This is a genomic window from Nitrosomonas sp. (assembly GCA_031316255.1).
In the GTDB taxonomy this organism is placed as follows: domain Bacteria; phylum Pseudomonadota; class Gammaproteobacteria; order Burkholderiales; family Nitrosomonadaceae; genus Nitrosomonas.
On the sequence record JALDQW010000001.1, the window covers coordinates 1,210,392 to 1,224,405 of the forward strand.

Annotated in this window: 13 protein-coding genes and 1 tRNA gene; 6 read left to right on the forward strand and 8 right to left on the reverse strand. The window is 44.8% G+C overall.

From position 1 onward, the window contains the following. Positions 1–80: 80 nt before the first annotated feature. The 8 genes from MRK00_05525 to MRK00_05560 all read right to left on the reverse strand — a co-directional run bounded on the left by MRK00_05525 (position 81) and on the right by MRK00_05560 (position 6,110). Positions 81–638: a phosphatidylglycerophosphatase A gene (locus MRK00_05525; protein MDR4516835.1), complete on the reverse strand. Its 558-nt coding sequence runs from the start codon at positions 636–638 to the stop codon at positions 81–83. Further along, positions 619–1,590, reverse strand: a complete 972-nt coding sequence (thiL, locus tag MRK00_05530; GenBank protein MDR4516836.1) for a thiamine-phosphate kinase — start codon at positions 1,588–1,590, stop codon at positions 619–621. Before thiL ends, MRK00_05525 begins: the two co-directional genes overlap by 20 nt. A 44-nt stretch (positions 1,591–1,634) precedes the next feature. Beyond that, entirely contained in the window at positions 1,635–2,102 is a 468-nt protein-coding gene (nusB, locus tag MRK00_05535; protein MDR4516837.1) for a transcription antitermination factor NusB, read from the reverse strand. Continuing rightward, positions 2,092–2,577 carry a 6,7-dimethyl-8-ribityllumazine synthase gene (gene ribH / locus MRK00_05540; GenBank protein MDR4516838.1) on the reverse strand — a complete coding sequence of 162 codons (486 nt, stop codon included), beginning with the start codon at positions 2,575–2,577 and terminating at the stop codon, positions 2,092–2,094. The genes nusB and ribH overlap by 11 nt, the downstream gene beginning before the upstream one ends. Before the next feature lie 72 nt (positions 2,578–2,649). Next, positions 2,650–3,756 carry a bifunctional 3,4-dihydroxy-2-butanone-4-phosphate synthase/GTP cyclohydrolase II gene (gene ribBA, locus MRK00_05545; protein ID MDR4516839.1) on the reverse strand — a complete coding sequence of 369 codons (1,107 nt, stop codon included), beginning with the start codon at positions 3,754–3,756 and terminating at the stop codon, positions 2,650–2,652. Next, positions 3,753–4,379 carry a riboflavin synthase gene (locus MRK00_05550; protein ID MDR4516840.1) on the reverse strand — a complete coding sequence of 209 codons (627 nt, stop codon included), beginning with the start codon at positions 4,377–4,379 and terminating at the stop codon, positions 3,753–3,755. The genes ribBA and MRK00_05550 overlap by 4 nt, the downstream gene beginning before the upstream one ends. A gap of 201 nt (positions 4,380–4,580) precedes the next feature. Then, the gene (gene mltF, locus MRK00_05555) at positions 4,581–5,933 is read right to left on the reverse strand and encodes a membrane-bound lytic murein transglycosylase MltF (GenBank protein MDR4516841.1); all 1,353 of its coding nucleotides are present in this window, start codon (positions 5,931–5,933) and stop codon (positions 4,581–4,583) included. 100 nt (positions 5,934–6,033) lie between these two features. Further along, positions 6,034–6,110, reverse strand: a tRNA-Arg gene (locus MRK00_05560). A 390-nt stretch (positions 6,111–6,500) separates the two neighbouring features. Between MRK00_05560 and MRK00_05565 the strand changes: the two genes are divergently transcribed. The 6 genes from MRK00_05565 (at position 6,501) to MRK00_05590 (ending at position 13,738) form a co-directional block, all read left to right on the forward strand. Further along, positions 6,501–7,721 (forward strand): lipase, encoded by a 1,221-nt coding sequence (locus MRK00_05565; protein MDR4516842.1) that lies wholly within the window; start codon positions 6,501–6,503, stop codon positions 7,719–7,721. A 29-nt stretch (positions 7,722–7,750) separates the two neighbouring features. After that, complete coding sequence (locus MRK00_05570; GenBank protein ID MDR4516843.1) at positions 7,751–9,628, forward strand: SLC13 family permease; 1,878 nt, start codon at positions 7,751–7,753, stop codon at positions 9,626–9,628. A gap of 76 nt (positions 9,629–9,704) precedes the next feature. Continuing rightward, on the forward strand, positions 9,705–11,543 hold the full coding sequence (locus MRK00_05575) for a hypothetical protein (protein MDR4516844.1): 1,839 nt from the start codon (positions 9,705–9,707) through the stop codon (positions 11,541–11,543). 50 nt (positions 11,544–11,593) lie between these two features. After that, positions 11,594–12,130, forward strand: a complete 537-nt coding sequence (locus MRK00_05580) for a sigma-70 family RNA polymerase sigma factor (protein MDR4516845.1) — start codon at positions 11,594–11,596, stop codon at positions 12,128–12,130. Between the two features lie 3 nt (positions 12,131–12,133). Then, positions 12,134–12,769 carry a DUF1109 domain-containing protein gene (locus MRK00_05585; GenBank protein MDR4516846.1) on the forward strand — a complete coding sequence of 212 codons (636 nt, stop codon included), beginning with the start codon at positions 12,134–12,136 and terminating at the stop codon, positions 12,767–12,769. Positions 12,770–13,069: 300 nt separating this feature from the next. Continuing rightward, positions 13,070–13,738 carry a spondin domain-containing protein gene (locus MRK00_05590; GenBank protein MDR4516847.1) on the forward strand — a complete coding sequence of 223 codons (669 nt, stop codon included), beginning with the start codon at positions 13,070–13,072 and terminating at the stop codon, positions 13,736–13,738. Positions 13,739–14,014: the final 276 nt, after the last annotated feature.

Sequence of the window (14,014 nt, forward strand, 5' to 3'; positions counted from 1 at the left end):
TTCCGCAGCCAAATACCTAATAGACTGCGTGTTATCAGAAATTTTCGTTTTAGCGGTATCCAAGTTGCTATCAATCTGTTCTAAAAATACCCTTCTAACAACACCCATGCTTTCCATCCAGACAGGCAAAGCAAAGTAAAAAACGCAGCGATCAAATCATCAAACATGACGCCAAAACCACCTTTTAAACGTCGATCATAATACCGAATGGGTTGCGGTTTGATTATATCGAAGAAACGAAAAAGGAAGAAAGCAGCAAGCTGCCAAACCCAGTCCGCTGGTGTAAAGTATAGTACCAATAAAAACGCAACGGTCTCATCCCAAACAATCCCGCCATGATCAGGCACACCCAGTGCTTTGCCCGTCACGCCACATGCCCAGATTCCCAGGATAAACAAGGCATCGATCAACAACAATAAATGAATTGAATCAAGATAATGATCCAATACCCAGAATAATGGAAAAGCGATAAGCGTTCCCACAGTACCGGGTGCTTTAGGACTTAAACCAAAACCACCAGAAAAAGCGATAAAATAAGCCGGATGTTTACAGACAAAAACAATATCAGGTTGCACATTTGGTGATGCAGTACCGTTATCATTCGAATTGCCGTATGCCTTAGGAAGCAAAGTGGTCATATCCCGTTTTCTCTATATCCATTTCTCTACCCTTCGCATCCATCACGACCAGACCTTCCCCTTGCCTAACTTCCCCGATGAGTGTCAAAGGAACTTGTAATTTTTGTGCAATATGTTCAATAGAAGCACGGTTACTTCTTGGTGCAGTAAAACAGAGTTCATAATCATCCCCACCGGCAAGCAGACACTGCCGCGCCAACGGTGAAGCAATATATCGTTTCATAACCGAGGAGCACGGCACAGTATCAAAACGCACTACTGCTGCCTGTTTTGAACAGGTTAAAATATGCCCCAGGTCGGCCACTAATCCATCGGAAATATCAATTGCACTATGTACAAGACCAACCAAATGTTGTCCCAATTCAACTCGCGCAATCGGCATATATAATGCAGACCGACAATAATCCGCTTCGTCTTCAGTTAAATCAATTTCTTGCAATTCATACTTTAATGCCAACGCAGCGTCACCCATACATCCCGAAACCCAGATATCATCACCAGGTTCCGCGCCATCGCGTCGCAAAAACCGACCTTTTGTAATTTCTCCGATAATCTGCACGCCAATATTAAGTGGCCCACATGTAGTATCACCACCAATCAATTCAATTCGGTAACGCTGTGCCAGTTTAAAAAAACCGTCAGCAAATTTACTGAGCCACGCTTCATTTGATTCGACCATATCCCGTGGCAGAGTTAACGCAAGTGTTACCCATCGTGGCTTTGCTCCCATTGCAGCCATATCGGACAAATTCACAGCCAAAGACTTGTATCCCAATTGATAGGGATCTGAATCTTCAAAAAAATGCCTTCCTGAAACCAAAGTATCTGTAGAAACAGCCAATTCCATGTCAGCATTTGGCGCTACAATTGCCGCGTCATCGCCGATGCCCAGCACTGTTCCTGTTACCGGTCGTTTAAAGTAACGCTGTATAACATCGAATTCAGAGGGCACGATTCTGCTACTCGCTACGGGTAAATACAGATTCCAGCCAAGTGTTATACTTGCGCAGCGATTTCAACAGCGCGCAATTTTATCGCAAGTTTATCTAATACGCCGTTGACATACTTATAACCGTCGCTACCGCCATAAGTCCTGGCAAGCTCAATCGCTTCATTAATAATGGCACGGTAAGGTATTTCAAGAAAATGAATTAATTCATGGGTGCTGAGTAGCAATATGGCAAATTCTACCGGACTGAGCTCTTTAAACGGTCTGTCGAGAAAAGGTTGTATCGTTTCTTCTAGTGTATTTACATCACTAAAGACACCATTGAATAATTTCAGAAAATATTTTTCATCAGCGCGTGTAAATTCTTTTGTTTCACGCAATTGCGCCACGATAATACTGGCTGCTCCACCAGCCAGACGCCATTGATAAAGTCCTTTCAGAACAAGTTCCCGCGCCAATCGACGGCGACTTTTTGGTTTTGTTATTTTTTTTTGCGCTGCTATTTCAGTCAACACCGTATTCTTCCAGTTTGATCAGTAAATTTCCCATTTCCACCGCAGCACGCGCAACATCAACACCCTTCTGACTCATTCGCTCAATGGCCTGGTCTTCTGTATCCGTTGTCAAGATACCGTTTGCAACGGGAATCTCCGTTTCTAACTGTACCTGGGTAATACCGCGCGCGGATTCATTGGCTACCACTTCGAAATGATAAGTATCTCCACGAATCACCGCACCCAGCGCAATCAACGCATCAAACTGATTTGAAAAAGCCATTTTCAATAACGTGGCTGGCACTTCGAGCGCACCGGGAACAGTGACCAGAAGGACATCTGAATCCTGGACATTGTATTTTTTTAATTCCGCCGTACATGCGCCGAGCAGTCCTTCTCCGATATCAATATTAAAACGACTCATTACAATACCGATCCGCAGACCTTCACCATCAAGTTCCGGTTCAAATTCCAGAATATTGTCATAATATGTCATTTCTGCTCCCGAATAAATTCATATTCCAATTATATGTGCTCGGCGCCACGTTTTATGCATGCCTTATGACCATTAACTGCCACGATCAGTCACATCTACATAACTGGTCACTTCCAAACCAAAGCCTGTTACACTTGGCATCTTCCTTGGTGTTGCCAGTAACCGCATTTTACCAACATTTAAATCCTTCAATATCTGTGCACCTATGCCGTGATCTCTTAAATCAGACTTGTCCCGTACTGTAATTTCTGCTTGCTTCGCTTCAACACGGTTAATCACTTTATCAGAATTTTCCTCTCCACGTAAAAATACGATAACGCCACGCCCGGCATCTGCAATCATCCGCATCGATTCATGAATACTCCAGGAATGTGTATCGTCATGAACATCCAACAAATCTATAACAGACAAAGGTTCATGCACACGCACTAATGTTTCTGTGTCCGGCTCTATTTCTCCTCTGGATAAGGCAAGATGAACGGTACTAACCGTTTCATCACGGTATGCAGTGAGTAAAAAATGGCCGTGTATTGTTTGAATTGGCCGTTCAGCAACACGTGTTATCAGACTTTCAGTCAAGCTGCGATAATGGATTAAATCTGCAATTGTTCCGATTTTGAGTTGGTGCTTTTCTGCAAAGATCATTAAATCGGGCAATCTAGCCATACTGCCATCTTCTTTCAGAATCTCACAAATAACGGACGCTGAGGTCAGACCGGCCATCCCGGCCAAGTCACAACCTGCTTCCGTATGTCCTGCGCGCGCAAGTACGCCACCCTTCTGAGCCATCAACGGAAAAACATGACCCGGTTGCACAATATCTTTCGCCTTGGCGTCCGCTTTAACTGCTGCCTGTATCGTCGTTGCACGATCGGCAGCAGAAATACCGGTCGTGACACCGCTTGCCGCTTCAATAGACAAAGTAAAATTAGTGCCCAGCGGGGAACGATTCGAAGTAACCATCAATGGCAGATTCAATTGCTGACAGCGTTCTTCCGTCAAAGTTAAACAGATAAGCCCTCTGCCATAGGTTGCCATAAAATTAATTGCTTCCGGTGTAACAAAATCAGCCGCGAGAATCAAATCACCCTCATTTTCCCGGTCTTCCTCATCAACAAGGATAACCATTTTGCCCGATTTTAAATCATTGATAATGTCTTGAACGGTACTGATTTTCATTTTTCTTGGTTTCCTGGCATTTTCAAAAGATTTTCTACATATCGAGCCAGCATGTCAGTCTCCAGATTTACACGCAGACCCGGCTTAAGCGCGCTTAATGTCGTTGCCGATAAAGTATGCGGGATTAAATTAATGGAAAATTCATCGTTTTCAATTTGATTAACAGTCAAACTGACGCCATTGACAGTTATTGATCCTTTAAGAGCGATATAACGGTGCAAGTGTCCGGGTGGCCGAATCGTCAACAGAAAATTTTCTTCATTTTCTATTGAAGGCTCAAATTTAATCACTTCTCCGGTGGCATCGACATGTCCGCTGACTAGATGCCCGCCTAGCCGGTCCGATAAACGCATGGCTTTCTCGAGATTTACCGAAAGGCCTATTTCGTCCAGACCGCAAGTACACCGGAGCGTTTCCGGCGACACGTCAACCGTGAATAACGAATCCGGAAGCGCTTTAACAGTAAGACAAACTCCGTTGACAGCGATACTGTCACCGATCGATACATCGCTCATATCCAAAGAACCTGGAGAAATACTGAGACACAGACCATTCTCAACATTGTTTTTCGGGATATTGACCTGGGTTAGCGTTCCAGTTGCTTGAATGATTCCTGTAAACATTTTTTTATGATGAGGCCATTAGATCAATATAAGGGCACCTCTAAAAATTCAGAGTTTTAAACAAGACGAGGCGAGAACAAAAAATTTTGACGCAGCATATGATTGATATGTAAGGAAACATTTTTTGTAAACAACGAAGTATTGTAACGAAGTATGAATTTTTAGAGGTGTCCATAAATAAAAACAAATCTTATAAACAAGTTAATAACTTTCAGCTGCAGTATTTTTTAAAATCTCATAATAGGCACGGACCGAATTTGTCAATATCACCGCTTCGTCTCCGCGTGCGTGACCATATTTTACAGTACTGGAATAATGCTTTTTATTCAGTAATGGTAATGTTTTTTTCAAATCGATCCATAAATCCGGATTTAAATTAAACCGTTTTGCTAATGCCCGCGCATCGATAATCCGGCCATAACCCTGATTGTAGGCAGCCAGCGCCATCCACGTCCTGTCCGGTTCCAGAACACTTTCTGGCAGCTTATTCTTAAGCATTTGTAAATAGCGCGCCCCGGCAAGTATGTTTTGACGGGAATCAGATAGATTTTTTACGCCCATTCGTCTGGCAGTTTCCTGCGTCAACATCATGATTCCGCGTACACCGGTAGGTGATTTTGCCTGTGGATTCCAGTGTGATTCTTGATATGCCAAAGCTGCCAACAAGCGCCAATCGATCCCCGTTCTTCGCGCTGCGTGGAAAAAATATTGTTTGAATTCAGGCAATCTTGATCGGATTTTCTTTTTAAAGAAGTAAATATCGCCCGGACTCAGTTGATTATATTGTCCGTTATAGCTATCCAGCAATTGTCCGAGTACGCCTTCTTGCATAATTCGTTCAAAAAAGGCATTTACCTTATCGACAAGCAGCTTTTCCGTATATTTAGGGAGAATCCATTGACTGACAGAGGTATCTAATTCAAAAGCACCTTTAACCTGCGGAAAAAAATGATTGGCTTTCTTAATATGTAAAGAATCTGCAACTGTATAGGCAATCTCACCCTTGTTCAGCTTTGCCAGTAATTCTTCGCTTGAAAGGGCAACTGCGGACCAGCCCAATTCAGGAAGTTCTGATTTGATTTTTTGCAATTGTTTTTCATGGATTGAACCCACAGGCACTTCAATTTTTTTCCCAACCAGCTGATGGGCATTTCGGGGTTCAAAATTTTTGGCATTAAAAGCGACCTGATGATGCGTATGTAAGTAAACGGGACCTAAAATAAAACGTGAGGCTTGATCGTCCCGAATGCTTAAACCAATTGCAATATGAGCCTGGTGTCTGTGTAATGCTGCTAATGCAGAATCCATCTCGGGCATCAAGATAAATCGCACCTCCAGCCCAATCTCTGCTGCAAATTCGTTGACTAGATCATAGGTTATGCCGGAAAAATTGCCTTCATTATCGATATAAAAATTATCTGTGTGCTCAACGGTGATCACCACCAGCTCATTGGCCATTGCAAATGGCGAAACAGGCTTTTCATATGAGCTGCACCCGGTAATCAGCAAGCCATATAAAATAAAAATAACAATTCTCACTGTTGGTGTACACATAACCCAATGATCGTATATTTTTTCAAATTAAATGACCTGAAATAATAGAAGACGGCTTGACCAATTGAACAATTAAGTTAATGAACAATAATTTGAAATATGGCGCGCCCAACACGATTCGAACGTGTGACCCCCGCCTTCGGAGAGCGGTACTCTATCCATCTGAGCTATGGGCGCAATACACTTACAAAAACAGCAATCGGTTTTGACTGTTCCCTGAAGCAAACTGTAAGAAACATTAAAGCATAACCTCTTTTATAAAATACGTCCAATTTGTGTTTGTCCGCCAGTTTTGCTCTGCAAAGATGATCAAGACAGCATTTTTGCGCATTCACTTTTCAAACAATTTCGCTTAAGCCGGCTCGATTGCTGAATATCGGGTTACCGTACGAAATGCCCGTCCTGTATGATGGCAGTTGACCAGATATTCAAACTCATACCGCAGTACAAATAGGTTTATAATCTTCCCTGAAAAAAAATTAAAAAAAACATAATGCGTTATGACACGTTACAAAAGAGGTGACCTGCGCTATTGGCTACCGCAGATTATCCACAAAAGAGAAAATTATGCTTAGAAATTACAGCTCGGCAGGCTTTTTGATTGGCTTAAGTTGTTTTTTAATCATTATTAATCCTGCACAAGCAGTAACCACTGATTGTGAGGAAAAAACAACACCTGCGGCTTTTTTTGTTGACGATGGCCTACTTTGCCTGCAAAACATAACCATAGCAGAACATCCGGGCGCAGCTTTTTACAAAGCGTCTCTGGAATGGTCAGGATTGGATAACCCGAATCAATTCAGGTTGCTCACTACAAAACATGACAATTTATCCGATCAACACAGCCCTGTTTTTTCCCTTGCGAATGGATCTCTAGTTCTACCCAAAATCGATATCCCGCAGACATTCGGTACGGAACGCTATGTTGCCAGTCTGGTTTTAGTCGAAAGCGATGATCACTCCATATTTGAACTGGTTTCGATAGCACGCTATATCAATCCCGACTTTATTCCCAATGTTACCTGGAAGCCCTACGGCATGCTGGATCGGGAAGAACGGCATGCGGTTGATCTGTTAGGCCGGTCGTTGCCCTATGCGCGGCTTGCGGATGCCGTTTACGATTTTGATAACACCGTCGTTGATCAATGGGTGCTGATCGATAAAAAGGACAAAAATTCCGGTATGCAGGCCGCAGTCTACTATCACGAGGAAAATGATGAAGTGGTGCTTGCCTTTCGCGGGACAGAAAGCTGCGATTTCCCATGTTCAATCAGTGAATCTGCAGAGTTTTTCCTAGATTCGGCTGCTGATGCACTACTCACATTCGGATTTGTAGACACACAATTCGAAGATGCCATGGATTACGCCCAGACTGTCGTTAATCGTGTGCAGGGGCGGAAAATTATCGTTACGGGTCATTCGCTTGGCGGCGGTTTGGCTCAAGCAGTCGGCGCGTCATTCGGGCTGGAAACTTTTGCGTTTAATTCCGCACCGGTTCCGGATGATTTTTTTAAGGACTTTCCATCCGCTTTACCACCCGAAGAACTGAGCAAAATCATCTTTGTATTGGGCGATATTCACGATCCGGTTTCCAACACCGATGAAACCGGAAAGTTCTATCAAAATGCCGATCATATTTCGCCGCTGATACAATTTGATTTTGATCTAAAAGAAATCCTCCCATCGGAGCTCAAGAAACTGGATGAGCTCAGATTCAATCGTCACAGTATTACCACCCTGATTGATAATGCATCGTCGCTTTTGACAATTTATCAGGATGGCTGGTAGTTCGTTGAAAATAAATACAGCGCCTGCATTTGACGACTGAACAAATACTGATAATCGGCATACTGCTTGCAACAGCAATCATGTTTTTATGGGGCCGTTGGCGCCATGATCTGGTTGCAATCAGTGCGCTGCTCGCCTGCACCGTTTCCGGTCTGGTCAGTTATTCGGAAGCTTTCACCGGTTTTGGCCACCCGGCTGTCATTACCGTTGCCTGTATTCTAATCTTGAGCGCCGGATTGCAAAATACCGGTGCCGTTGATTGGCTCACCAAAACGCTGTTGCCGTTAAAATCCGGTGCAACGCTGTCAATTCTTTCATTGACCTGTCTGGCGGCAATTCTTTCCGGTTTCATGAACAACGTTGGCGCACTGGCGATCTTGATTCCAGTCGCACTGCAAATGGCGACACGGCTGGAAATGCCGCCCGGGCAAATTCTGATGCCGCTGGCTTTTGGTTCCATTCTGGGGGGCATGACAACACTCATCGGCACGCCGCCCAATCTGATTGTCTCTGGCATTCGTGCGGAAACAACCGAGTTTGGCTATTATTCCATGTTTGATTTTACGCCCGTTGGAATCGCCGTTGCGATAACGGGTGTTTTGTTTATTTCCCTGACTGGCTGGCGCCTGGTTCCCGTGCGCAAGCAGGTAAGTCAGGAAACGTTCGACCTTAGTGCATATCTGACGGAAGTACGCGTCACTGAAGACAGCAAAGCCGCCGGTATGCGGCTTTATGAAATAGATGCCGCACTGGAAGAAGCCGATGCCCAAGTGATCGGCCTGGTGCGAAACGATGTTCGGGTAACGCCAGCAAGTTTGAACCGGCAAATTTATCCCAACGACATTCTGATTATCGAAGCGGAAGCGGAACCGCTCGCCAATGTAATATCCAGCCTGGGTCTGGTTCTTGAAGCGGCAAAAAAAACCAACGACGCGGAAGAACCCCAGGATAAAGCAGATTCCGAAAAGAAGCGCGGCACTGAAACAGAAATAAATAAAACTGAACCGGCGACAGAAGAAAACAAAACAGAAAAACAATCTGCATCGAATGAAATTATTCTGGCTGAATATATCGTACTGCCCGCTTCGCTGTTGGTGAATCGCTCAGCTAAAACCATTGCGCTGCGTACACGCTATGGCGTCAATCTACTGGCATTGTCACGTACCGGAAAACGGACAATGGCGCGATTACGCACGATCCAATTCAAGGCAGGCGATGTTTTAATGTTGCAGGGTGCACCCGATGCCATAGCCGAGTTTGCCGAGAATACCGGCTGTGTGCCGTTAGCCGAAAGAACGCTGCGCATTCCTGACAAACGAAAGGCATTACTGAGTGGTTTCATTATGTTACTGGCTATCGGCGTCATCGTTTTGGGTCTAATGCCACCCGCAATTGCCTTCATGTGCAGTGTACTGGCAGTAACCCTCTTGCAGATCATGCCGTTACGCGCAGTTTATCAGGTGGTCGACTGGCCCGTCATTGTTTTGCTGGCAGCCCTGATTCCGGTTGCAAATGCAATGCAAAGTACTGGCGCAGCCGATCTGATTGCAAGCGCATTACTCGACAATCTGGCGCAGGGACATGCAGTTATCGCATTGGGGTTGATCCTGATAGTAACCATGACACTTTCAGATTTAATGAATAATGCGGCAACTGCAGCAGTCATGTGTCCGATTGCACTCGGCGCAGCCAATCAACTGGGCGCAAACCCGGATGCTTTTCTCATGGCTGTGGCAGTAGGCGCCTCATGCGCATTTTTGACGCCGATCGGTCATCAAAATAATACGTTGATACTCGGCCCCGGCGGCTTTCAATTTAGCGATTACTGGCGGCTGGGATTGCCATTGGAAATTCTGGTTGTCACGATCAGTATCCCGATGCTTATTTTGGTTTGGCCATTATACTAAGTTTATAGCACAATACGGACTGAAGATTCGTCCGATAAAACAATAAGAAGAATACGTCGTAAATCAAGGTACATAAATGGTCTCACTGAATAGAATGATCACCTTCTGGATATTGTCGCTGGGCTGGCTGGTATTCGCCTATCATAGTGGCGGCATGATTCCCGATCAACAGCTATGGTTTGCTTTGCTGGTGACCTTTGTGTTTGGCATGCCGCTGTATATGGCGGCCACCTATTCGATAACCATCCAGAGAATTCATCGCGCCAATCAGTTCCGTAATCTGGGCATTCTGTACTGGTTTTTGAATAAACGGATTTTACCCTATATCGGCTGGGCGCTCTGGTCGGTTACGTTTACATTTGTGCTGGTATTTTATCTCGGCGTATCCCAAAAGATCGAATGGATTGTTTTTCTATTGACCGTTCCGGTATTTACCTGTTTTCATGTCATCTTTGCACCGATTGCAACTCGGGAATTCAAGCCTTATATTGCATTGCACAAATCCTTAATCTGGACACGCTGGGCAACAGCGCTGGCAATGGCCGGATTTTACGTGCTCTATGTAAAACTGGCGAGTGAATATCAACCCTACGCGTCTTTAGCCGAGGCGATTCAAGGGAGAAGTGTTGGCGTCGATGGCGCCAGTAACAGCATATTGATACTGGAAACCGCTCGACTGTTGGGTTTTGTTGAAGGCTTAAAAGCCTATGTGCTAGGCAATTTACATTCCCTCAATGACATTATTTTTCTGATTTTTGTTTTTTTCGGTGGAACCATTCTTTTTTATAATATTGCACTTGCCATTTCCAGCTTTATGGTGCCATTATCCGAATACCGTCGCGTACTCACGCCACTGCAAGATATTGATGTACCGGCGTATATTCCGCCGCGTTCACTGGCAATTGCATCTGGATTGATCACCTTTTTCATGCTGTTTATCTATGTACCGGCAACAGTTTATGTGGATGCCTGGCTGCGTTCAACCCCACGCGTTGTAGAACACCTGCAAGAAACCCAGGTTGCTGTAGTCGAAAAAATCGAATCGCTGGAGAAGATCGGCGATGGCTACTATAAACCGGGCACCATTGAACAAACCCGGCAGGCCTATCTCGAAATTGTGCACGAACTCGATAAATCGGTTCATGATCTCAGAAAAACCACGGATCAAAGCTTTCTGTTAATGGCGCAAAATGTGGATGATTACCTTGACTGGTATTACAGCCTGCCCGGCGAATACGAACGCATTGTTGCACTGGCAACCGGAAAACTGGAAAACTGGATGATTGAAAAACTTGAGGCCTATCTGATGCAGGGCAATGCATTTGGCCCGGTACAGCAATCCATCGAAGACGCCATGCGTAAAAACGACCAACTGCGCAGTGAATATCTTGAAAAAATCAATCAGATACTGGCCGAGAATCAGATTGAACCCACAACACAACAACCCGAGATCGTACAATATTCGCCCCTGGACGCCATCAAAGAACCCCCGAGCAATAGCGTAATCGTCAATCTGGAAAATCGCCTGCTGATTTCGGGTGGCATAGGCGCAGCTGGTGCAATCACCGGCGCCATTGCCGGTAAAGTGACCGGCAAAGTGATCGCCAAAGGCGCAATCAGCTTAGGCGCCAAGGCGATGATCAAAGTCGCTGCCGGAAAAGCAGCCAGCGTGCTTGGCGGTGCCGCCGCGGGCGCAGCCAGCGGTGCAGCACTCGGCTCTGTTGTTCCAGGCATTGGCACCGCAATCGGCGCAGCCCTTGGGGGTATTATTGGCGGCATCTCCATAGGTCTTGGTGTCGAACACCTGCTACTGAAACTCGAGGAACACTACTCCCGCGATGAATTCAAACAGCAGATTCTCGAAGCAATTGATGAAGCGCGGCTGGAGTTTGAGGAATCGCTGGAGTTGAATTAGAGCCACGTGAATGAATAGAATGGCTCATTCAAAAAATTGTTTGGTGTTCAATGACAAAAAATGACACATACCTTGAAATGCTGATGCAACAAGCACTGGAAGGAGACAAACGTGCGTACGCCGAGTTGCTTCGGGAAACTGCACATTTTTTAAAGCCTTTTTTGAAGCAGAAACTGAGTGCTGAAAATGAAGTGGACGATCTTTTACAGGATATTCTTTTGTCCATCCACAAAGTGCGCCATACTTACGATGGCTTGCGACCCTATAAGCCCTGGGCATATGCGATAGCCAGATATCGTTTGCTGGACTACCTGCGCAACCATTATGCCGATAACCTGCGTTCAGCCCTAGACATGTCAGAATTGGAAAATTCTTTGCAAAATAATGTAACAGAATACCGTATTAGTTACGAATCTATCAGTGGAGAAATCCACAAGTTACCTGAAAAGCAGGCGCTGATAATGCAAATGATGCACCAGGAAGGCTATACAGCCAGGGAAGTTGCCGAGAAAATTGGCATGACAGAAGCTGCGGTAAAAGTTGCTGCGCATCGCGCTTACAAAACATTAAGGCATCAATTGGAGTAATAGATGGATAATATAGAACAATTGATTAAGACGTTAACTGACGATGCAACGAAAGTACAACCTGCACCGCATCCATTTCTGCTGACCCTCAAATGGACCGTAGCTACAATTGTCTATCTATCCGTATTACTGGGAATTTTTGGCCCGAGGTCCGATTTTATGCAGGCAATCGAAAACCAATGGTTTGTTGCTGAAGTTCTGGCTTTATTCAGCATTTTTGTAGCAACATTAGTGACCACTTCGCTACTCGCATTTCCGGATATACACCAAAAACGCGCTATCGCATTTGCACCGATTCTCATGATCGGTATGTTTCTGGTCGTGATATTTTTCGCCTGGAATGCAGATCATCCACCTGCATCCTTGCCTGACCACACCTATGAATGCACGCTGTGCATTATCCTGGTTTCACTGTTGCCGACTGTTTGGACATTTTATTCATTGCGCAAACTGGCAAGCATACACTACCGTCTCGCTGGCGGGCTTGCACTGCTTTCCGCAACCAGCATTGGCGCTTTATGGTTACGATTATATGAAGTCAATGATTCCATTAGTCATGTTGTCGAATGGCATTATCTGCCCATGTTTGTCATCGGACTCGTCGGTTTATGGCTGGGAGAAATTATTCTGAAATGGTAGCACCGCTTGTTACATACATTTTGTATGCAGCACCTCCTTCTCCGACAAACCGGGTCATCATAACTTACATATCTAGCTTCTTGAAATAAATAAACCAGCCAAAACAGATTACCAGACAGCATTTTTTGAAATATTTCCCATGTTTTGTAACCTTTTTGCTAACGCATACGAATCAATGTAAGCAAAGTGCCAAATTGACAATCATCTACCCATGCGGCATGTGCTTGTCAAACAACGCTTGGCGTTAAGTTCGGGACAATCAACTCGATTTTCTATTATTATTCAAAAGGATTTCTCAAAATGGTTATAAAAAAATTTCTGTACACTATGAGTGCCACCTTTATTTTTGCTATTGCTAATAGCTGGGCAAGCGAGAACGACGACAAAATTACATATCAAATAACCATCACGAATCTCTCGCCCGGTCAACCCATAGCACCACCCATGACAGCCACCCACCGCGCGGGCATATCATTTTTTAACGCGGGTGATACGCCTACTCCGGAACTGGCAACGCTTGCAGAAGCCGGTGACGGCAACCCTTTGGCAGCCAAATTGATAAGTACACCGGGTTATCGTGATGCACAAGTCGGTGCTAGCGGAATCGGCCCGGGCGAAACCAGAACAATGATGATTAATGCACATTCCAGGAAGGATCATCTAAGTCTTGGAGCCATGCTGGTCAACACTAACGATGCATTCATTGCACTTAGAGACGTTACACTGCCCAAAGGTAACCACTCCATCACCTATTTTGCTGACGCTTACGACGCCGGTAGTGAAACCAACGATGAATCATGCAGCACCATACCCGGACCGGCCTGCGGTGGCACAGGTCTTTCACCGGAAGACGAAGGCGAGGGTTTTGTCCATATACACAACGGAATTCATGGAATAGGAGGACTTGACGCCTCGCTTTATGACTGGCGCAACCCCGTGGCCCTGGTGGTTATCAAGCGTATCAACTAATTGTATTAACGATACCGGTGAATAGGCATAAACTTTACAGATTCACCACCTTTTTCCTTAGACCCTGTTCAAGATCTTTATAAATGAATGCAGTACAAGACAAAAACAAGCAAGAAAACACAGTTTATACGTAATAAAGGAGCATTTAAGGCCTTTTTCAACTCAATTGTAGGTTGCTTCGTGAGAACTTGAACAGGTTTTTAATATTAAACATACTGGATAACTGCATTTCATCAGCTAGCAAATTTCCCCAGTTTCTGCATTATTCATTCATTC